The sequence below is a fragment of the Paenarthrobacter nicotinovorans genome (assembly GCF_007670255.1).
Classification (GTDB): domain Bacteria; phylum Actinomycetota; class Actinomycetes; order Actinomycetales; family Micrococcaceae; genus Arthrobacter; species Arthrobacter nicotinovorans_B.
Map to the genome: position 1 here is coordinate 353,835 of NZ_SZVS01000002.1, position 19,723 is coordinate 373,557.

General features: G+C 63.0%; 18 protein-coding genes and 1 tRNA gene. 12 read left to right on the forward strand and 7 right to left on the reverse strand.

Annotated elements, in window-relative coordinates:
• Window positions 1-5: 5 nt before the first annotated feature.
• From FDP28_RS04470 to FDP28_RS04485, 4 genes are all read right to left on the reverse strand, one after another.
• Window positions 6-1,031, reverse strand: a complete 1,026-nt coding sequence (locus FDP28_RS04470; protein WP_144659395.1) for an ATP-dependent 6-phosphofructokinase — start codon at window positions 1,029-1,031, stop codon at window positions 6-8.
• A gap of 188 nt (window positions 1,032-1,219) precedes the next feature.
• Window positions 1,220-1,468, reverse strand: a complete 249-nt coding sequence (locus FDP28_RS04475; protein ID WP_144659396.1) for a PspC domain-containing protein — start codon at window positions 1,466-1,468, stop codon at window positions 1,220-1,222.
• 48 nt (window positions 1,469-1,516) lie between these two features.
• Window positions 1,517-1,891, reverse strand: a complete 375-nt coding sequence (locus FDP28_RS04480) for a hypothetical protein (protein ID WP_144659397.1) — start codon at window positions 1,889-1,891, stop codon at window positions 1,517-1,519.
• Window position 1,892: 1 nt separating this feature from the next.
• The gene (locus FDP28_RS04485; protein ID WP_186313504.1) at window positions 1,893-3,443 is read right to left on the reverse strand and encodes a PspC domain-containing protein; all 1,551 of its coding nucleotides are present in this window, start codon (window positions 3,441-3,443) and stop codon (window positions 1,893-1,895) included.
• 125 nt (window positions 3,444-3,568) lie between these two features.
• Between FDP28_RS04485 and FDP28_RS04490 the strand changes: the two genes are divergently transcribed.
• Together FDP28_RS04490 and FDP28_RS04495 are read left to right on the forward strand one after the other, a co-directional pair.
• Window positions 3,569-5,083 carry an ATP-binding protein gene (locus FDP28_RS04490; protein ID WP_144659398.1) on the forward strand — a complete coding sequence of 505 codons (1,515 nt, stop codon included), beginning with the start codon at window positions 3,569-3,571 and terminating at the stop codon, window positions 5,081-5,083.
• Entirely contained in the window at window positions 5,080-5,754 is a 675-nt protein-coding gene (locus FDP28_RS04495; protein WP_144659399.1) for a LuxR C-terminal-related transcriptional regulator, read from the forward strand. Before FDP28_RS04490 ends, FDP28_RS04495 begins: the two co-directional genes overlap by 4 nt.
• Before the next feature lie 227 nt (window positions 5,755-5,981).
• Here FDP28_RS04495 and FDP28_RS04500 read toward each other — a convergent pair whose 3' ends face one another.
• Window positions 5,982-7,211 carry a pyridoxal phosphate-dependent aminotransferase gene (locus tag FDP28_RS04500; protein WP_144659400.1) on the reverse strand — a complete coding sequence of 410 codons (1,230 nt, stop codon included), beginning with the start codon at window positions 7,209-7,211 and terminating at the stop codon, window positions 5,982-5,984.
• Between the two features lie 255 nt (window positions 7,212-7,466).
• Here FDP28_RS04500 and FDP28_RS04505 point away from each other — a divergent pair.
• The 9 genes from FDP28_RS04505 to rplL all read left to right on the forward strand — a co-directional run bounded on the left by FDP28_RS04505 (window position 7,467) and on the right by rplL (window position 13,970).
• Window positions 7,467-7,539: transfer RNA gene (locus FDP28_RS04505), tRNA-Trp, on the forward strand.
• An 80-nt stretch (window positions 7,540-7,619) separates the two neighbouring features.
• The gene (gene secE, locus FDP28_RS04510; protein WP_144659401.1) at window positions 7,620-7,901 is read left to right on the forward strand and encodes a preprotein translocase subunit SecE; all 282 of its coding nucleotides are present in this window, start codon (window positions 7,620-7,622) and stop codon (window positions 7,899-7,901) included.
• Window positions 7,902-8,015: 114 nt separating this feature from the next.
• Window positions 8,016-8,837 carry a transcription termination/antitermination protein NusG gene (gene nusG, locus FDP28_RS04515; protein WP_144659402.1) on the forward strand — a complete coding sequence of 274 codons (822 nt, stop codon included), beginning with the start codon at window positions 8,016-8,018 and terminating at the stop codon, window positions 8,835-8,837.
• 129 nt (window positions 8,838-8,966) lie between these two features.
• The gene (gene rplK, locus FDP28_RS04520) at window positions 8,967-9,398 is read left to right on the forward strand and encodes a 50S ribosomal protein L11 (protein ID WP_144659403.1); all 432 of its coding nucleotides are present in this window, start codon (window positions 8,967-8,969) and stop codon (window positions 9,396-9,398) included.
• 148 nt (window positions 9,399-9,546) lie between these two features.
• On the forward strand, window positions 9,547-10,254 hold the full coding sequence (gene rplA / locus FDP28_RS04525; RefSeq protein ID WP_144659404.1) for a 50S ribosomal protein L1: 708 nt from the start codon (window positions 9,547-9,549) through the stop codon (window positions 10,252-10,254).
• A 105-nt stretch (window positions 10,255-10,359) separates the two neighbouring features.
• Complete coding sequence (locus tag FDP28_RS04530; RefSeq protein ID WP_144659405.1) at window positions 10,360-11,469, forward strand: GNAT family N-acetyltransferase; 1,110 nt, start codon at window positions 10,360-10,362, stop codon at window positions 11,467-11,469.
• Window positions 11,448-12,617: a GNAT family N-acetyltransferase gene (locus FDP28_RS04535; protein ID WP_144659406.1), complete on the forward strand. Its 1,170-nt coding sequence runs from the start codon at window positions 11,448-11,450 to the stop codon at window positions 12,615-12,617. Before FDP28_RS04530 ends, FDP28_RS04535 begins: the two co-directional genes overlap by 22 nt.
• A gap of 299 nt (window positions 12,618-12,916) precedes the next feature.
• Window positions 12,917-13,516, forward strand: a complete 600-nt coding sequence (rplJ, locus tag FDP28_RS04540) for a 50S ribosomal protein L10 (RefSeq protein WP_144659407.1) — start codon at window positions 12,917-12,919, stop codon at window positions 13,514-13,516.
• A gap of 76 nt (window positions 13,517-13,592) precedes the next feature.
• Window positions 13,593-13,970: a 50S ribosomal protein L7/L12 gene (gene rplL, locus FDP28_RS04545; RefSeq protein ID WP_144659408.1), complete on the forward strand. Its 378-nt coding sequence runs from the start codon at window positions 13,593-13,595 to the stop codon at window positions 13,968-13,970.
• A 134-nt stretch (window positions 13,971-14,104) separates the two neighbouring features.
• On the opposite strand, the gene FDP28_RS04550 is transcribed toward rplL, so the two are convergent.
• Both FDP28_RS04550 and FDP28_RS04555 read right to left on the reverse strand, forming a co-directional pair.
• Window positions 14,105-14,587: an aminoacyl-tRNA deacylase gene (locus FDP28_RS04550; protein ID WP_144659409.1), complete on the reverse strand. Its 483-nt coding sequence runs from the start codon at window positions 14,585-14,587 to the stop codon at window positions 14,105-14,107.
• Entirely contained in the window at window positions 14,587-15,786 is a 1,200-nt protein-coding gene (locus FDP28_RS04555; protein ID WP_144659410.1) for an acetyl-CoA C-acetyltransferase, read from the reverse strand. Before FDP28_RS04555 ends, FDP28_RS04550 begins: the two co-directional genes overlap by 1 nt.
• A 407-nt stretch (window positions 15,787-16,193) precedes the next feature.
• Between FDP28_RS04555 and rpoB the strand changes: the two genes are divergently transcribed.
• Window positions 16,194-19,700, forward strand: a complete 3,507-nt coding sequence (gene rpoB / locus FDP28_RS04560) for a DNA-directed RNA polymerase subunit beta (protein WP_144659411.1) — start codon at window positions 16,194-16,196, stop codon at window positions 19,698-19,700.
• Window positions 19,701-19,723: the final 23 nt, after the last annotated feature.

Sequence of the window (19,723 nt, forward strand, 5' to 3'; positions counted from 1 at the left end):
TCAGCCTAGCCGAACAATACGGACGCTTCGTCGTAACGGTGCTGCGGCACGGTCTTGAGCTTGCCCAGGGCTTCCTCGAAGCCTACGTGGGAGATGTCCGTGCCCTTGAGGGCCACCATGGTTCCCCAGCGGCCTTCGACCACGGAGTCGATGGCGGCCATGCCGAGTCGGGTCGCGAGAACGCGGTCGTAGGCAGTCGGAACGCCGCCGCGCTGGATGTGTCCGAGGATGGTGGCGCGGGTTTCAATGCCCGTGCGGGCCTCGATCTCGGGTGCCAACTGGTCGGCGATTCCACCCAGGCGGGGCCGGCCGAAGGTATCCAGGCCGCGCTCTGAGTGCGGGGATTCCAGGTGGTCCGGGACGAACCCTTCGGCAACAACCACCAGCGGTGCACGGCCACGGTCGTGGGCCTCCTGGACCCACTCGGCGATCTGTTCGATGCTGGCTTTCTGCTCCGGGATCAAGATGGCGTGGGCGCCGGCGGCCATGCCTGCGTGGAGGGCGATCCAGCCCACGTGGCGTCCCATGACCTCGGCAATCATGCAGCGGTGGTGGGATTCACCGGTGGTGCGCAGGCGGTCGATGGCCTCAGTGGCAATCTGGACCGCGGTGTCGAAGCCGAAAGTGTAGTCAGTGGCGTCGAGGTCGTTGTCCACGGTCTTGGGCACGCCAACGATCTTCAAGCCGGCATCAGTGAGGCGCTTGGCCGCAGCCAGGGTTCCCTCACCACCGATGGCAATGATGGCGTCAATCCCCAGGCGTTCCATGTGGGCCTTGATGACCTCCGGGCCTCCACCGTTTTCGAACGGGTTGGTCCGGGAGGTTCCCAGGATGGTTCCACCCTGCTTGGCGATACCGCGGACCATGGTGCGGGGGATGTCGATGATGTCGCCCTCGACGACGCCGCGCCAGCCGTCACGGAAGCCTACGAATTCCTGGCCGTGGATGGCAATGCCTTTGAGGACTGCTCCCCGGATCACTGCGTTGAGTCCGGGGCAGTCGCCACCGCTGGTAAGAATGCCAATTTTCATGTTTGCTCACTCATGGCTTGGAGGAATACGTGCAAGAGCGCCACGCTGAGCTCCCCACGATTGTAGACGTGCATGTGGGGTGGGACACAAATGGTTACTTTTTAGCCCAGGTGTGCGGTAGTGGAAACATGGCCGAAACCAGCAAAAAGCGCCCCGCCGTTTGGCGGAGCGCCTTCTGTGCCCGGTAGTTACCGGGACCGTTGGCTGAGGAAGGATTCGAGGGCGATCTTGTTGCTCTGGTCCGGCAGGATGAGCCAAGCGAGGATGTACACCACCACTGCGGGCCCGGGAAGCAGGCAGAAAAGCAGGAATGCCACCCGGACGTAAGCCACATCCACCTTGAGTTTGGCGGCGATGCCCCCGCAAACGCCACCCAGCCAGCGTTGTGGTCCGCGCTTCAGGCCGAGGCCCCTGACGATGCTGAAGAACTTGTCCATGCCTACACACTTCCTTGTCGCGGTTGCTTTGTCACGTGGATCCGGCGCTCACGCAGCGGGGTTCTTGGACCTGGAGGAACCCTTGCGTGTCGAAAGGAGCCCACCTACCACCAGGGCGGCCCCGGCTCCGATCATCAGGCCTATGAGGACATACGTCCCGTTCAGGGTCACCCAGCCAAGGGTGGAAATGATGATCAGCGCTGCCAACGCGACCACGATCAGCCCCCACACCACTGTGCCGATGCGGGCCTGCCGGGGTTCGTCCTCTTCGGTACGTTCTGCCCGGAAGCTTGGCTCCAGCACTGGGGTCAGCGGGATCTCGCGCAGCGCGGGCTTTGGCAGGGCTTCAGTGGGACGGGTGCCTTTGGGCAATGGCTCGGTGGGGGAGGACCCGGATTCCTTAGCCGGCTCGTTCATGCTCATGTCAGTTTCCTTCCTTGATGGTCACGTTGCTGAAGGTGCCGTCGATCTGGACCACCAGGTTGGCCCCGGGTTTCCCGGTGTTGTAGAGGGTGCGGTCGTCCTTCAGCCGACCCCCACGGTCGCTTCCGCGTTCATTCAGGTTGCCGAAGGTCATATCCGCCTTGACCTCCACAGGGACGTTGTCCGGGATGATGACGGTGACGTTGCTCGCGGTGGCGTCGACGGGCACCAGAACCTCTGTGATCAAGGGCGGTGTCGTAGTGATGTCGCTGAGGTCGACGGTGCCTTGGGCTCCGGTCACGTCTATGCCTTGTCGCGCCTGTTCAACGCTGGTGGGTGCCCAATTTACGTCATGGAACGTGAAGCGGTCGCCGTTGCGGGGAGCCACGTTGAAGATGCCGCCAATCATCAGGGCAACTATGGCAAGGAACCCGAGGAAACCTGAGGTCCGTCCTCGAAGTCCGGCGACCACGATTCCCAGGCCCAGGACGGCAGCGCCCGTTGCCCACACCACAGCGTTGGCCGAGGTGCCCAGATCAATGACGTGTCCGGCGTCGAGCGCTTTCAGGGTGCCGCCTGCCAGCAGCGCCGCACCTGCGGACACCGCGATCATGGCTGCGCCAGGTCCCTTGCGCTTGGGGGCGGTCGGTTTCGGGGCCCACTCTTGCGGGGGAGTGGAACCGTAGGGAGGACGCGGCCCCGAAGGAGGGGTGGGCCCTGCGCCGTAGCCAGAAGCGCCGTAAGCGTTCGCACCGTACCCGCCCGCGCCGGTAGCCCCGCTGCGCTGGCCCGTCGGCACGGAAGCGCCCGCCGGCACGGAGGCACCCGAAGCGCCCGTCGGCACGGAAGCACCGTACACGGGAACTCCGGTGTTGGTGCCCGCCGTGGGCGTGGCTGAGTAGGTGGCCGTGTAGTTCTGTGGGCCTGTGGACTGGGATGCTTTCGCGCCCTTGTTCCGCTGAACCAGGACATAGACGAGGTAGCTGACGCCGGCTATCCAGAACAGAGTCCAGAACACTCCGGGAAGCCCGTTCCCACCCCATCCCCAGAATCCCCGGCCCAAGCTCGGGAAGCCGATGATGGTCGTGATTAAGGCACCTGTCATGCCGCCTGACCAACGGCCGGCGGCCGCCTCTTGAACATGGATGCGTCCATCAGGCTCAGGCAGGAGCGCCCATGCGACGCCGTACAGCAGGACCCCGATGCCGGCGAAAAGTGCAAGCACGATGAAGATGCCGCGGACGATCAGCGGATCGATGCCGAACCTGTGGGCAATTCCACTGGCCACCCCGCCGATCCAGCGGTCAGGTCCACGCCGGATGCCCAGGTTACGGGTCCAGTCGAAGAAGTTCTGCTGGGAACCTTGGGGCGCTTCGCCGCTTGGCGCGTAGCTTCCGGCTGCCGGACCAGCCCCGGCGGATCCTCCGGCGGAGGGCTGGTCCGAAGAAGTGCCGGGAGCTCCGGCGGATGCACCGTTCGTGGCGCTGGAGCCGGTGGCGCCAGCGGCGCCAGGCGTTCCGGGTTCCTCTGGGTTCATGCTGTTCGCGTTCATACTTCGATCCTGCCGTGCCGCCCCGTCGACCCTCTACTGGGGGATACCCTGAATGATCCCTGAGAGGCCCCCTGACCCTGCCGGAATCCGGTTCGGGGAACCCTGATCCGTGCTTGGATTGGTACATGACAACCGCCATCGAACGCCCCCCGCTGGTCCGCAGCAGCGACCGCATGATCGCGGGCGTCTGCAGCGGATTGGCCGATCACTTGGGGTGGCCGGTCAAATATGTGCGGCTCGGGATGGTTCTGGCCAGTTTCGCGGGCGGAGCGGGCCTGGCTTTCTACGCGTGGCTGTGGACCATGGTTCCCACCGCGGACGAGGCCGCCAAACGCAATGCCCGACGGCCGGCGTCGCCTATTGCTCCTGCCGTGAGCCTGCCGCCCGTGCCGGCTGCCGGCGTCGGGCCGGTCCGCCAGCAACAGATGTACGACGCCGGAACGTCACCGGCGGTGCCAAGTGCACCGGTGGCCAGCGGCCAGGCAGCCGGCAGTGCAGCTGGCAGCGGCACCGCCGGCACCAACCCGGAGCCAGGGGCATCCGCGACGGATGACCCGGGCGCGTCCGGGGCAGCGTGGGATGGCAGCTCCTTGGCTTCCTGGTTCTCTTTCCGCAAAATCCAGTACGGCAAGGAAATCCTGCTCGGGGCGGCCCTGCTCTTGGTGGCGGCAATCCTGATCGCCCGCCAGTTTGGCGTGGATGTCCCGCTGGGCACGCTGATTCCGGCAGCTGCGATCCTGGGGGGTGCCGCGATCGCCTGGATGCAGCTCGATGAAACGCGCAGGGCCGGGCTGGTGGACAAGACCAAGGCCGATCAGGCCGGAGGCTGGGTGCGCTTGGCGGCGGGCCTGGCCCTGGTGGTGGCCGGCGTCCTGGTCATGGTGTCCGGCTCCGGCTCGTGGGAGCAGACATGGCTGGCGCTGTTGGCCTCCGTTGCAGTCCTTGGTGGTGTTGCCTTGGTGCTGCTGCCATGGGGACTCAAGTTTTGGAAGGACCTGGAAACGGAGCGTGCCGGGCGCGTCCGCGAAACCGAGCGTGCGGAGATCGCGGCACACCTGCACGACTCCGTGCTCCAGACGTTGGCGCTTATCCAACGCCGGGCCGGCTCCGAACAGGACGTCATCCGCTTGGCAAGGGCCCAGGAACGGGAACTGCGGGCATGGCTCTTCAGCGATCCCGCCAAGGAACCAGGCCTGCTGGCTGAACGCGTCAAGGCCGTGGCCGCGGACGTGGAAGACGCCCATGGCCACGCCGTCGAGGTGGTCAGCGTCGGCGACACGGAGATGACTGAGCGTCACGAGGCCCTTGTCCAGGCGGCCCGGGAGGCAATGCTCAACGCCGCACGACACGGCGGGGGCGCCGTTTCGGTCTATCTAGAGTGCACCGACAGTGGCACGGAGATCTTTATCAAGGACCGGGGCCCTGGCTTCGCGCTAGAGGCCATCCCGGATGACAGGCTGGGCGTGAAGGAATCGATGATTGGACGCATGAAGAGGCACGGCGGCACAGCGGTGATCAACAGCAGCAGCGATGGGACAGAGGTCCGGCTCGCCCTGCCATCAGCAAATCCAGACATGGGTGAAGGCCGGAACGGCGAGGCCCGGGGCACTGAAGTCCGGAACGGAGAGACGAAACAATGACCATGAATCCCAATGCTGGTACGGGGCGTCGTGTGCGTGTGGTGATCGTGGATGACCACACCATCTTCCGCTCGGGCCTGAAAGCCGATCTTGATGAGCGCATGGATGTGGTCGGGGAGGCGGGGACGGTGGAGCAAGCCATTGCCGTGATCGCCGGGACCCGACCGGAAGTAGTGCTCCTGGACGTCCACCTTCCCGGTGGGCTGGGTGGCGGCGGCCGCGAGGTCATCGCGGGGTCCGCCGCCCTTCTGGGGAGTACCAGCTTCCTGGCCTTGAGTGTTTCCGACGCCGCAGAGGACGTGGTTTCGGTGATCCGGGCCGGTGCCCGCGGCTACGTCACCAAGACCATCTCGGGCAAGGAAATTTCCGATGCCGTCATCCGCGTGGCCGATGGCGATGCCGTCTTCTCGCCCCGGCTCGCGGGGTTCGTCCTGGACGCCTTTGGCACCGCCCCTGCGGACATCGCAGACGACGAACTGGACAAGCTGTCCGCCCGGGAACTCGAGGTCATGCGGCTCATCGCACGGGGCTACAGCTACAAGGAAGTTGCCAAGGAGCTCTTCATCTCCATCAAGACCGTGGAAACACATGTGTCAGCCGTCCTCCGGAAGCTCCAGCTCTCCAGCCGGCATGAACTGACCAAGTGGGCGGCCGAGCGCCGCCTCCTCTGACCCTCGCTCACATCCCGCGTGCTTGAGCCGGACGCTCGCTCACATCCCGCGTGCTTGAGCCGGACGCTCGCTCACATCCCGCGTGGTTGGGGCGGACGCCCGACGGCGGCGCATGGCTGACGGCGTCGCTTCCGGGTGAGGATTGCTCACGGGTTTGAAGAACAAGTCAGCCCCCAGCCAACCTGTCTCGGTTGGCTGGGGGCTGTTTGCCGCCAAAAGTGAAGGCGCTACTTGGCCTTGCCCAGGAATTCCTGCAGCCGGCGGACGCCTTCGGCAAGGTCGTCGTCGCCGAGTGCGTAGGAAAGCCGCACATAGCCGGAGGGTCCAAACGCCTCGCCCGGAACGACAGCTACCTCAACCTCATCGAGGATCAGGGCCGCGAGTTCAGCTGAAGTGGTCGGTCGGACGGGACCATTGGAGGTCTCGAATTCCTTGCCCAGCAGTCCGCGGACGTCCGCGTACACGTAGAAGGCGCCGGTCGGCGTCGGGCATTCAACACCGTCAATCGCGTTGAGTCCGGCGACAATCGCCTTGCGGCGGCGGTCGAAGGCAACCTTCATTTCGTCGACGGCGGTCAGCGGGCCGGTGAGGGCAGCGGCGGCAGCAACCTGCATGATGTTGGAGACGTTCGAAGTCGCGTGCGACTGCAGGTTGGTGGCCGCCTTGATGACGTCGGCCGGGCCGATCATCCATCCCACGCGCCAGCCCGTCATGGCGTAGGTCTTGGCGACACCGTTGAGGATGACAACCTTGTCCCCAAGCTCCGGGGCTGCCGTGGCGATGGAGGTGAACTCGACGCCGTCGTAGGTCAGGTGCTCGTAGATCTCGTCGGTAACTACCCACAGGCCCTTGGCCGCGGCCCACTTGCCAATCTCGGCAACCTGCTCCGGGCTGTACACAGCGCCCGTGGGGTTGGAGGGGGAGACGAACAGCAGGATCTTGGTCTTGTCCGTTACTGCTGCTTCAAGCTGGTCCACAGTAACCAGGTAGCCCTGCTCGGGTCCGGCGAAAACCTCGACGGGAACGCCACCTGCGAGGCGGATGGCCTCCGGGTAAGTGGTCCAGAACGGGGTGGGAATGATGACCTCGTCGCCCGGATCCACCAGCGTGGCGAAGGTGTTGTAGACGGCCTGCTTGCCGCCGTTGGTCACCAGGACCTGGGAAGGATCAACTTTGTAGCCCGAGTCACGCAGGGTCTTCTCGGCGATGGCCTTCTTCAGTTCCGGCAGACCGCCCGCAGGGGAATAGCGGTGGTACTTCGGCTGGCCGGCTGCCTCAATGGCGGCCTGGACGATGTAGTCGGGGGTGGGGAAGTCGGGTTCGCCGGCACCGAAACCAATCACGGGACGACCCGCGGCCTTCAGTGCCTTGGCCTTGGCGTCAACGGCAAGGGTGGCGGACTCGGCAATGGCGGAGATTCGCTGTGAAATGCGGGCGGCAGTTGTTCCGGCAGACATCTATGTACCGTTCTTCGCAGGCAGCTCGTGGGCTGGATGATGGGATTCGACGTAAACTACCTTATGCTGTTCTGCGGAGCTCCCGCGCGCCCACCCGGCTTTGTGACTGATGGTGCTGGTCACAGGCGTAAAAGGGGAGTGGGAGCCCCGGAATCGAGCCGGTTCGACTATCGCGAATTTCTTGCGTAGACTGGTTCACCGGTGTTGAAAAGCATCGCAGGCTGAAGTGCGGCCTGAAACATGGATTCGATCCATAGGGTAGTGGCGCAATTGGTAGCGCAGCGGTCTCCAAAACCGCAGGTTGCAGGTTCGAGTCCTGTCTGCCCTGCGCAAGCTGTTCCGGCGGAAACGCCGGAACACGCGCAGCAACCATGGCTCTGATCAGAGTCGGGTCAACGACTTTGCAAGGTGAGTGAGGACCAGGTGACCGAAACAGCTGCCAGCAGCTCGAAGGGCCGTCCCGCCAAGAAAGCCGAACGCGGCTTCTTCGCCCGTATTGCACTCTTCGTACGCCAGATCATCGGCGAACTGAAGAAGGTCGTTGCACCCACCCGCAAGGAACTGATCAATTACACGCTCGTGGTGCTGGTGTTCGTGGTCATCATGATGGTCATTGTCACCCTGTTGGACCTCGCCTTCGGCACGGGAGTCAGCTGGGTCTTCGGTGGGTCAGGCGCCACGGACCGCTAAGCGGATCTGTCCGCAAACTGTGTGGAATTCCTTGATACTCCGGGAATTTCGCGGGGTTTGCGGAATTGAGCCATTTAAATAGGCATGTTAGGCAATGAGGAAGCAGGAGACCAAGTGTCTGAGCAGGAGCTCGAGGTAAACGAGACTGAGCTGGAAGAATCCGAGGGCACTGCGGCTGAGGCCGCAGAAGAGTCCGAGGTTGATTCCGCTGCGCCCGAATCTGCCGACGTCGACGCCGACGATTCCGAAGAGGACTTCGAGGCGGACGTTGACGAAGAGTCTGATGAAGAGTCCGACGGCGATCAGCTCGCCGCCGCTGCTGCTGCAGCGCCGGCTGATCCTGCCGAGGAATTCAAGGCCAAGCTGCGCCGCCAGGAAGGTGACTGGTACGTCATCCACTCCTACGCCGGTTACGAAAACCGCGTCAAGGCCAACCTTGAGACCCGCATCCAGACCCTGGACATGGAAGATTACATCTTCGAGATCCAGGTGCCGATGGAAGAGGTCGTCGAGATCAAGAACGCGCAGCGCAAGGTCATCAACCGCGTTCGCATTCCCGGTTACGTGCTGGTCCGCATGGACTTGACCGACGCCTCCTGGGGCGCCGTCCGTCACACTCCCGGTGTCACCGGCTTCGTGGGCAACGCCCACAACCCGGTTCCGCTGCGCCTTGACGAGGTCTTCTCCATGCTCGCCCCGGTCTTCGAAGAAGAGCAGGCAGAGCAGGGCAAGCCGGTCAACAAGCAGAACCAGGCTCCCGTGGCCGTCGACTTCGAGGTCGGCGAGTCGGTCATCGTCAAGGAAGGTCCGTTCGAGACCTTGCCGGCAACGATCTCCGAGATCAAGCCCGAGTCCCAGACCCTGGTGGTTCTGGTCTCGATCTTCGAGCGCGAAACCCCGGTGACGCTCGCATTCAACCAGGTCACCAAGATCTAGCTGATTCCAAGATTTCGCTACCTGCCGCCTGCTTAGCGGTACGGAAGCGGCCGGCCGCCTCGCCATGGCGGCCACCAACCTGGGACGCGCTCCTGTGCCCCAGGAAGCTATTGAGAGAAGGACCCTACATTGGCTCCCAAGAAGAAGGTCACCGGCCTCATCAAGCTGCAGATCCAGGCAGGTGCCGCTAACCCGGCTCCGCCGATCGGTCCTGCGCTTGGCCAGCACGGTGTCAACATCATGGAATTCTGCAAGGCGTACAACGCTGCAACGGAATCCCAGCGCGGAAACGTTATCCCGGTGGAAATCACGGTCTACGAAGACCGTTCCTTCACCTTCATCACCAAGACCCCGCCGGCCGCAGAGCTCATCAAGAAGGCTGCAGGCGTTGCCAAGGGTTCGGCCACCCCGCACACCGTCAAGGTTGCGAAGCTGACCCAGGCACAGGTTGAGGAAATCGCCACCACCAAGATGGAAGACCTCAACGCCAACGATGTCGCGGCTGCTGCCAAGATCATCGCCGGTACCGCCCGCTCCATGGGTATCACCGTAGAGGGCTAATACCGCCCGAGGGCCGATTGAGGCCTTCACCCGCCGGGCAACCGGCACCTGAAACATTGAAATGTCGCAGGATCCTTGCCGGATCCACGACTGTGGCAGGGCCCAGCGCGGTCCGCAGACCACAACTGCACAAGGAGAAACAAGCAGCATGGCAAAGCGCAGCAAAGCATATGAGGCAGCCGTAGCCAAGATCGAGGCAGACAAGGTCTACGCCCCGTTCGAGGCCATCAGCCTGGCAAAGGAAATCAACCCGTCCAAGTTCGACGCAACGGTTGAGGTCGCTTTCCGCCTCGGCGTTGACCCCCGCAAGGCTGACCAGATGGTCCGCGGCACGGTCAACCTCCCCCACGGCACCGGCAAGACTGCCCGTGTCCTGGTTTTCGCAACCGGTGACAAGGCCGAGGCAGCAATCGCAGCCGGCGCCGACTTCGTTGGTTCCGATGACCTGATCGAAAAGATCGCAGGCGGCTGGACCGACTTCGACGCAGCCGTTGCCACCCCTGACCTCATGGGCAAGGTTGGCCGCCTCGGTAAGGTCCTCGGCCCGCGTAACCTCATGCCGAACCCCAAGACCGGCACGGTTACCCCGGATGTCACCAAGGCTGTCAACGACATCAAGGGTGGCAAGATCGACTTCCGCGTCGACAAGCACTCCAACCTTCACTTCATCATCGGCAAGGTGTCCTTCGACGCCACCAAGCTGGCTGAGAACTACGCAGCTGCACTGGAAGAGGTGCTTCGTTTGAAGCCGTCCGCTTCCAAGGGCCGCTACATCCAGAAGGCTACCGTTGCCACCACGTTCGGCCCGGGCATCACCGTTGACCCGAACGTCACCAAGGTTCTCACCGAAGCGTAAGCTTCGCAGAGCACTGCCCTGAAAAGGACCGTCCGGCTTTGCCGGGCGGTCCTTTTTCGTGTGCTGGCCTGTTCGCAGGCAGGGGCGGGCCGTAGGCTGTGGTTCGTGACGTCGTCGAACACTTCCGTGACTGCCGGGCTGAGCGTGGAGCGGATCCGTGTCCCGGCGGGTCCTGACTCAGCGGATGCCGCCGACTTCCTTGCCTTTCATCAGCTGCAGAGGGCCCACGCACTTGAACTGTGGGGCAACCTCGACCGCTGTGCCACGCTCGCCGAGGCCATCCAGTTCTGGCAGGGCAATGACTACGAGGAACGCCAGGTGTTCCTGGCCCGCCTGGACGGTGCCGTAGTTGGCAGCGGCACGCTCACGCTTCCCCTTAGTGAAAATACGACGACGGCGGGTGTGGACGTGCTGGTTGACGCCGGCTTCCGGCGGCGCGGCTTTGGTTCGCGAATACTGGCCATTGTGGAGGAGCAGGCTGTCAGGCGGGGGAGGGTTTCCTTCGACGCCTATTGTGGCGAGCCGATAGCTCCTGTGGAGGCCGGCGTTGAGTTGCTGCAGGCGAAATCCGGTTCGGGCGGCGTGCCGTTGGCCGCAGCGTCAACAAGTTTCGCGCTTCGTCACGGGTATTCGCTTGAACAGGTGGAAACGAACAGCACGTTGGCCTTTCCCGTTCCCGAGACGCTGCTCCGGGACCTTGAGGCGGACACGCTGAAGAGTTCGGACGGCTACAGCGTCCTCGGCTGGCGGGAGCGCTGTCCAGACCACCTTGTTGAGTCCTTCGCCCGCCTCAAGAGCCTCATGAGCACCGAGGTTCCCCTTGCCGGTTTGGGATGGGAAGGCGAGGAATGGGACGCCGCACGGGTCCGCCAGGAGGAATCCACGTGGCGTGCGGGCAGCGTGGACACGTCAGTGTGCGTTGCCCGCCGGGATGACACAGGAGAGTTGGCTGCCTATACGGTCCTGACCCACCGGGAAGAGGCGCCGTCGGTGATCTACCAGGAAGACACCTTGGTGGCGCCGGGGCACCGCGGACACCGTCTGGGGATGCTCGTGAAAGTGGACAATCTGCGCCGCGCGAAAGAACTCTGGCCGGACGCCACGTCGGTGATGACATGGAACGCCGTCGAAAACCAGCATATGCTGGCCATAAATATCGCCCTTGGATTCAAGCCGTCCGGCTTTGAAGGCGAATGGCAGAAACGGCTGGGATGACTGTAGAAGAGGCGGGTACCGTTCAGGTCGCGCAGCTGTGGGTGCCTGACTCGCTGGAAAGCCCCGAGGCAGCCGATTTCCTGGACGCCGTGGAAGTCGGGCGCCGGGTGCGCATGGAAACATGGGGGAGCGATGACCTCGCCTACACCCCCTTGGAAAAGCTGCTGGAATTTTCGGATCCCTATGAACGCCAGATCATCCTGGTGGCCAAGGTCGATGGCGTCATCGTGGGAGTGGTGGACATCGCCCTGCCCCTGGCGGACAACATGGATCTGGCCGAATTCACCCTGGACATCCTTCCTGAGTACCAAGGACAGGGAGTCGGAAGGCAGTTGCTGGAGGCAGCCGAACAGTTGGCCCGCGCCGAGGGCAGGACCATGGTCCTGGTGGACACCAACCACCCGGCAACGTCGCTGACGGAGGTGCCCGAGGATCAGATGATTCCCGGCAGCGGTGCAGGCTTCGTCCCCGTCAGCAGCCGTGAGACGGATTTCGCCAAGAAGGCCGGCTACACCCTCCAGCACATTGAACAGTTCAGTTCCTGCATCCTGCCCTTGGATTCCCAGCTCGTGGCCGACCTCCAGCTCGAGGCGGAGGAAGCCAACGCCGGCCGCTACGTCCTCCACCACTGGACCGACCGTTGCCCCGAGCCCTGGCTGGAAGCGGTTGCCGCGTTGGAGAATGCAGCCGGCGAGGTTGTCCGCGACGATGCCGAGGATGACGCTCCCGAGGTTGAAGCAAGCGGAATGGTTTTCGACACCGCGGTTCTGCGGGAAACCGAGGACGCTGCCTTGGCGCAGGGACGACGCACGGTGGTCACCGCCGTCGAGCATGTGGACAGCGGCAAGCTGGTGGGCCTGACCACCATCAGTGTGCTGGCGCACCGCCAGGACGTCGTGTTCCAGGACGACACCCTGGTCCTCCAGGAGCACCGCGGAAACAAGCTGGGCTTGCTTATCAAGGTGGCCAACATGGAAAGGCTCAGCGAGCAATTTCCTGACGCCCGCGTGATCTACACCTGGAACGCACCGGAAAACCGCTACCTGCTGACAGTGAACAAGCAGCTGGGATTTACGACGGCGGGCGTCACCGGATTGTGGCAAAAGGAGCTTCCGGGCCGGGACAAGGGACCAACGGTGTCTGAGTAGGCAGCCTCGATTTGGTTTGCTGAAGGCTGTCCCGTAACCTTGAAGTACCAAAGACCGTCGGTTGATGGGAATCCACTCTTTCGAGCACAGCTCAATTCTGCAGCTACGCCCCTGAGAACCAAGTGAATTCCTTGACGAAGGACCCTGAACATAGGGCGGCCGGCGCAGGTGAACGAAGCAAGTCTCCACGGTACATCTGTGTTGAGCCAAGCCCCGTGCATCTGCGCGGGGCGTTTTTAGTTTTTAGCTCTCGTGAGCGGGGACCCGGAAGACCGGCTTTATTCCCCGGAAGGAGGGTTATGACAACGCCTAGCAAGGTCTCCGCCGTTGCGGAGATCACCAACGATTTCAAGGAATCGAACGCGGCTGTCCTGACCGAATACCGCGGGCTCACTGTTGCACAGCTCAAGGAACTGCGTGTTGCGCTCGGCCAGGACACCAAGTTCTCGGTCGTCAAGAACACCCTGAGCGCCATTGCAGCCAAGGAAGCTGGAGTTGAAGCATTCAACGATCAGCTCGCCGGCCCTACTGCAATCGCCTTCATCAAGGGTGACGCTGTTGCTGCTGCCAAGAGCCTGACGGACTTTGCCAAGGCCAACAAGCAGCTGGTTATCAAGACCGGCGTCTTCGAAGGCAAGGCATTGGACGCAGCAGGAGTTGCCGCACTGGCAGCCCTCGAGTCCCGCGAACTGCAGCTCGCACGCGTTGCTGGTGTCCTCAAGGCTCCCGCATCTGCTGCTGCACGCATCATCGACGCTCTGCGCCTCAAGCTTGAAGAAGAGGGCGGCGCACCTGCACCGGCCGCTGAAGAAGCCCCGGCTGAAGAGGCTGCAACCGAGGAAGCTCCGGCTGCTGAAGAAGCACCGGCCGCTGCCGAAGCTGCAACCGAAGAGAACTAAGTTCTCCCCCCAAACAAACTCCGGTGCACGGAGCGGCATGATCCGGACGTGTGCCACCTAATGGAAGGACGCCACCATGGCGAAGCTCAGCAACGAAGAGCTCATTGAAGCTTTCAAGGAACTGACCATCATCGAGCTCTCCGAGTTCGTCAAGCTCTTCGAAGAGACCTTCGAAGTTACGGCTGCTGCTGTTGCAGTTGCTGGCCCCGCTGCCGGCGGTGCCGCTGAAGCTGCTGAAGAGAAGACCGACTTCGACGTCATCCTCGAATCTGCTGGCGACAAGAAGATCGCAGTGATCAAGGAAGTTCGCGCCATCACCTCCCTCGGCCTCAAGGAAGCCAAGGACCTGGTTGACAGCGCACCGAAGGCTGTTCTCGAAGGCGCCAACAAGGAAGCTGCCGAGAAGGCAAAGGCTCAGCTCGAAGAAGCTGGCGCAACGGTTACCCTCAAGTAACTCGTCTTGCTTGTGGAAGCCCCGCTCGTTCCAATCAAAGGAACGGGCGGGGCTTCCTGCGTTTAACAGCAACGCGGGGTCACTTATGGCCCATCCCGGAGGGGATTATGGGCCATAAGTGACCCCGCGTTGCTTTAAGACGGGTCGCTGATGTCCGCCACCACGGCGCCCAGGGCTGCGGTCAAGGCGTCTGCATCGACGAAGGCACTGCGCCCGTGAGCCCCTGCGCCCATGGAGATGCGTCGGCCCATAATGCTGGCGTCGGCATAGACCGGCCACGCCGTCGTGCTGCCCAGCGGAGTGATGGTCCCGCGTTCATATCCGGTGGCATCCAAGGCCACGTCCGCGGGCGGGAGAGACAACTTGTTCACGCCCACCAGCGCCCGCAATTTGGGCCAGGAGATTTGGCGGTCACCCGGAATCAGTGCGAACAAGAACGTCCCGTCACGGTGCTTCACCACCAAGGACTTCACAATGTCCGCAGGCGAAATGCCCAGGATGCCGGCCGCCTCTTCCAGGCTGCGCGCAGCCGGACGCTCGACTACGTCGACGTCCAGCCCGCGCGCGGCGGCATCAGCGAGGAAACGTTCGGCCCCGTCGGCCACATTGCCCGCCATCAGTCGCGGTACAGCAGGAGAGCTTCGCCCTGGCCCCCGCCACCGCATAGGGAAACCGCGGCTTTGCCCGTGCCCCGGCGGTTGAGTTCGTGGGCGGCGTGCAGCGCGAGCCGGGCGCCGGAAGCTCCGATGGGATGCCCCAACGCGATGGCACCGCCGTGGACGTTGCACTTCTCCAGCGGATAGTTCAGGTCCTTGAGCGACTGCACGGCAACGGAGCCGAATGCTTCGTTGATCTCGATGAAGTCCAGATCCTCGACAGTCCATCCGGCGCGCTTCAACGCCTGCGAGATCGCGTTGGAAGGCTGGGAGTGCAGCGAGTTGTCCGGTCCGGCGACTTGGCCCGGCTTTCCCACCACCGCCAGATAACTCAACCCGTTGTCGCGGGCGAAGCGGCGGCTCGTCAGAACAAGTGCGGAGGCGCCGTCGGACAGGGGAGAAGAGTTGCCCGCGGTGATGGTGCCGTCCGTTGCGAAAGCAGCCTTCAACGGCGCGAGGGTCTCCACCGTGGTGTTCGGGCGGACGCCTTCGTCGGTGCTGAGGACCAGCGGGTCCCCCTTGCGCTGCTTGACCTGCACGGGGGCGATTTCGACGTCGAAAATTCCGTCGGCGATCGCCGCAGCGGCGCGCTGGTGCGAAGCCGCCGCTACTTCGTCCTGGGCCTTGCGGTCGATGCCGAGGGTGACGTTCTTGGTTTCCGTGGACAAACCCATGGACTGCCCGTCGAAAGCGTCCGTAAGGCCGTCATGGGCGGCAACGTCCAGGGCCTGGATGGATCCGTAGGTCCAGCCTTGGCGGGATCCCGGCAACAGGTGCGGGGCGCGGGTCATCGATTCCTGGCCGCCGGCCACCACCACGGTGGCATCTCCGCTGCGGATCAAACGGGCAGCGTCGATGACTGCGGTCAGGCCGGAGAGGCAGACCTTGTTGATGGTCACAGCGGGGATGTTCCAGCCCACGCCCGCAGCGATTGCACTCTGGCGCGCCGGGTTCTGTCCGGCGCCGGCCTGGAGGACCTGCCCCATGATGACGGCATCGACTTGTTCGGCTTTCACCCCGCTTGCCGACAACGCGGCGCCAATGGCGTGAGCACCGAGTTCGACGGCGGTCAGGCCCGCCAATTGTCCGTTGAGGCGGCCCTGCGGAGTGCGGGAAGCGGCAAGAATGACGACATCGTTGTCGTCGGCGGAGTTGCTCATGGTCTCTCTTCCGGTCCGGGAGTGGTGTAGCAAGGCTATCGCGGTGTGTGCGCCAGCCTAACCATTAAACGGCGGGGGAGCTTTGGTCATTCCGTCCGGTGCGGGCTTCCTCGCTTGGGTGCCTGCGGCAACGGTGCTTGCAATCACGGACAATCTGGGGTAGACAGGAAGGCTGCTTTGCCGTATTGTAGATATTTGCGTCTTCCCTGTTAACCTTCAGCCTTCATATAGCGGTGGGCTTTACCTCTCAGCTGCGCCATTGACGTGCCGTTACTCAACGTGCACAGCCATGGACGGGCTGGGTCCGGGTCATATAGCGGAACCGGATTAAGTATCCTGCAGAGCACTCTGCGGAATGCAAACGGGGGAGATCTGAAAACGCCTGAAGGTCTGTGGAAGGATCCCTCTTGGTCGCCTCGAGCACCTCTAATAACGAAACCGCTAACACGGCAAGCACCGATGGTGCCACCCGTCGCCTCTCATTCGCAAAGATTCACGAACCACTTGATGTTCCGAATCTTCTCGCCCTGCAGACGGACAGCTTTGACTGGCTCGTCGGAAACGAACGCTGGCAGGCGCGGGTAGCGAAGGCTGTCGAGGAGGGCGACCTCAGCGTCGCCACCACCTCCGGACTTGCCGACATCTTCGAAGAGATCTCCCCTATCGAGGACTTCCAGGGCACCATGTCCCTGAGCTTCTCCGAGCCGGAGTTCGCTGATCCGAAGTACACCATGGCCGAATGCAAAGACCGTGACGCCACCTACTCGGCCCCGCTGTACGTCAAGGCCGAGTTCATGAACAACAACACGGGCGAAATCAAGCAGCAGACCGTGTTCATGGGCGACTTCCCCCTCATGACTGAGAAGGGTACGTTCGTCGTCAACGGCACCGAGCGTGTTGTTGTCTCCCAGCTGGTCCGTTCCCCGGGTGCCTACTTCGAGCGCGCCGCTGACAAGACCAGTGACAAGGACATCTTCACCGCGAAGATCATCCCATCCCGTGGTGCTTGGTTCGAGCTCGAAATCGACAAGCGCGACCAGGTCGGTGTCCGCCTCGACCGCAAGCGCAAGCAGTCGGTAACGGTTCTCCTGAAGGCCCTCGGCTGGACCGAAGGCCAGATCCTGGAAGAGTTCGGCCAGTACGACTCCATGCGCGCGACGCTGGAGAAGGACGCCACCGAGACCCGCGAAGACGCGCTTCTGGACATCTACCGCAAGCTGCGTCCGGGCGAGCCGCCCACAGTCGAGGCTGCCCAGTCCCTGCTGGACAACCTGTACTTCAACCCCAAGCGCTACGATCTGGCCAAGGTTGGCCGTTACAAGATCAACCGCAAGCTTGGCATCGACCGCTCCCTTGGTGACAAGGAAGCATCGGTCCTGCACGTTGAAGACATCGTTGCCATGATCAAGTTCCTCGTTGCGCTCCACGCCGGCGAGAAGACCATCATGGGCAAGCGCGACGGCGAAGACCACGAGCTCCGCGTCGACATCGATGACATCGACCACTTCGGCAACCGTCGCATCCGCGCCGTGGGCGAACTGATCGAGAACCAGGTCCGCACCGGTCTGTCCCGCATGGAACGCGTCGTCCGCGAACGCATGACCACGCAGGACGTCGAGGCCATTACGCCGCAGACGCTGATCAACATCCGTCCCGTTGTGGCAGCGATCAAGGAGTTCTTCGGAACGTCCCAGCTGTCCCAGTTCATGGACCAGAACAACCCGCTCTCGGGTCTGACCCACAAGCGCCGCCTGTCGGCACTTGGCCCGGGTGGTCTGTCCCGTGACCGCGCAGGCATGGAAGTTCGAGACGTTCACCCGTCCCACTACGGACGTATGTGCCCCATCGAAACCCCTGAAGGTCCGAACATCGGTCTGATCGGTTCGCTGGCTTCCTACGGCCGCATCAACCCGTTCGGCTTCATCGAGACCCCGTACCGCAAGGTGTCCAACGGTGTTGTCTCCGACGACGTCGAATACCTGACGGCAGATGACGAAGCCGAGGTCCTTATCGCACAGGCCAACGCTCCGCTGGATGCTGACAAGAAGTTCTCCGAGGAGACCGTCCTTGTCCGTGCCCGTGGTGGTGGAGGCGAGCCCGTTCTGGTGCCCGCTGCAGATGTCCAGTTCATGGACGTTTCCCCGCGCCAGATGGTGTCCGTTGCAACGGCACTGATCCCGTTCCTCGAGCATGACGATGCCAACCGTGCACTCATGGGTGCCAACATGCAGCGCCAGGCCGTGCCGCTGGTCCGTTCCGAGGCTCCTTTCGTGGGCACCGGCATGGAGCGCGCAGCAGCCGTCGACGCCGGTGACGTTGTCATCGCGAAGAAGGCAGGTGTGGTCACCGAGGTTTCCGCCGAGCTCGTTGTCATGATCAACGACGACGGTACCGAGACCAACTACCGCATCAACAAGTTCGCCCGTTCCAACCAGGGCAACTGCTACAACCACCGTGTCCTGGTCAACGAAGGCCAGCGCCTGGAGGTTGGCGGCATCATCGCTGACGGTCCCGCAACGGACCAGGGTGAGCTCGCCCTCGGAAAGAACCTGCTCGTGGCATTCATGTCATGGGAAGGCCACAACTTCGAGGACGCCATCATCCTTTCGCAGCGCATTGTTGCCGAGGACGTTCTTTCCTCCATCCACATCGAGGAGCACGAAATCGATGCCCGCGACACCAAGCTTGGTGCCGAGGAAATCACCCGTGACATCCCCAACGTGTCCGAGGAAGTCCTGGCAGGCCTGGACGAGCGCGGCATCATCCACATCGGTGCCGAGGTTGAAGCAGGCGACATCCTGGTAGGCAAGGTCACCCCCAAGGGTGAAACCGAACTGACCCCGGAAGAACGCCTTCTGCGCGCCATCTTCGGTGAGAAGTCCCGCGAAGTCCGCGACACCTCCCTGAAGGTGCCCCACGGCGAGTCCGGTACGGTCATCGGCGTGCGCGTCTTCGACCGCGACAACGACGACGAACTGCCCCCGGGCGTGAACCAGCTGGTCCGCGTCTACGTTGCAGCCAAGCGCAAGATCACCGACGGCGACAAGCTCGCCGGCCGTCACGGCAACAAGGGTGTTATCTCCAAGATCCTTCCGGTCGAGGACATGCCCTTCCTTGCAGACGGTACCCCGGTGGACATCGTCCTGAACCCGCTTGGTGTTCCGGGTCGAATGAACGTTGGCCAGGTTCTGGAAACCCACCTCGGTTGGGTTGCCAAGACCGGTTGGAAGATCGAAGGCGAGCCGGAGTGGGTCAAGAACCTCCCGAACCTGCCCCGTGAAACCGGCCAGACCACCGTTGCCACCCCGGTGTTCGATGGCGCCCGTGAAGAAGAAATCACCGGCCTGCTTGACTCCACCAACGTGACCCGCGATGGCGACCGCCTGATCGACTCCTCCGGCAAGACCCGTCTGTTCGACGGCCGCTCCGGCGAGCCGTTCCCGGACCCTATCTCCGTCGGTTACATGTACATCCTGAAGCTCCACCACCTGGTGGACGACAAGATCCACGCCCGCTCCACCGGCCCGTACTCCATGATCACGCAGCAGCCGCTGGGTGGTAAGGCACAGTTCGGTGGCCAGCGCTTCGGTGAAATGGAAGTGTGGGCGCTCGAAGCCTACGGTGCCGCCTACACGCTTCAGGAACTCCTCACGATCAAGTCCGATGACATCCATGGTCGTGTGAAGGTCTACGAAGCCATCGTCAAGGGCGAAAACATCCCTGAGCCTGGCGTTCCCGAGTCCTTCAAGGTCTTGATCAAGGAAATGCAGTCGTTGTGCCTGAACGTGGAAGTTCTTTCCACGGACGGAACCACCATCGAGATGCGTGACTCTGATGACGCAGTCTTCACGGCTGCGGAAGAACTGGGTATCGATCTGTCCCGCGCAGAGCCCAGTTCCGTAGAAGAGGTCTAGCAGCGGTTCCGGCGGGCGGTGCT

Coding starts and splice junctions, on each gene's coding strand:
- FDP28_RS04485 (WP_186313504.1), bottom strand. CDS start 3,443: ATGAACGCGAACAGCATGAACCCAGAGGAACCCGGAACGCCTGGCGCC.
- FDP28_RS04470 (WP_144659395.1), bottom strand. CDS start 1,031: ATGAAAATTGGCATTCTTACCAGCGGTGGCGACTGCCCCGGACTCAAC.
- FDP28_RS04500 (WP_144659400.1), bottom strand. CDS start 7,211: ATGTCTGCCGGAACAACTGCCGCCCGCATTTCACAGCGAATCTCCGCC.
- FDP28_RS04490 (WP_144659398.1), top strand. CDS start 3,569: ATGACAACCGCCATCGAACGCCCCCCGCTGGTCCGCAGCAGCGACCGC.
- rplL (WP_144659408.1), top strand. CDS start 13,593: ATGGCGAAGCTCAGCAACGAAGAGCTCATTGAAGCTTTCAAGGAACTG.
- FDP28_RS04475 (WP_144659396.1), bottom strand. CDS start 1,468: ATGGACAAGTTCTTCAGCATCGTCAGGGGCCTCGGCCTGAAGCGCGGA.
- rplJ (WP_144659407.1), top strand. CDS start 12,917: ATGACAACGCCTAGCAAGGTCTCCGCCGTTGCGGAGATCACCAACGAT.
- FDP28_RS04535 (WP_144659406.1), top strand. CDS start 11,448: ATGGCAGAAACGGCTGGGATGACTGTAGAAGAGGCGGGTACCGTTCAG.
- FDP28_RS04550 (WP_144659409.1), bottom strand. CDS start 14,587: ATGGCGGGCAATGTGGCCGACGGGGCCGAACGTTTCCTCGCTGATGCC.
- FDP28_RS04480 (WP_144659397.1), bottom strand. CDS start 1,891: ATGAGCATGAACGAGCCGGCTAAGGAATCCGGGTCCTCCCCCACCGAG.
- FDP28_RS04555 (WP_144659410.1), bottom strand. CDS start 15,786: ATGAGCAACTCCGCCGACGACAACGATGTCGTCATTCTTGCCGCTTCC.
- rplA (WP_144659404.1), top strand. CDS start 9,547: ATGGCAAAGCGCAGCAAAGCATATGAGGCAGCCGTAGCCAAGATCGAG.
- FDP28_RS04495 (WP_144659399.1), top strand. CDS start 5,080: ATGACCATGAATCCCAATGCTGGTACGGGGCGTCGTGTGCGTGTGGTG.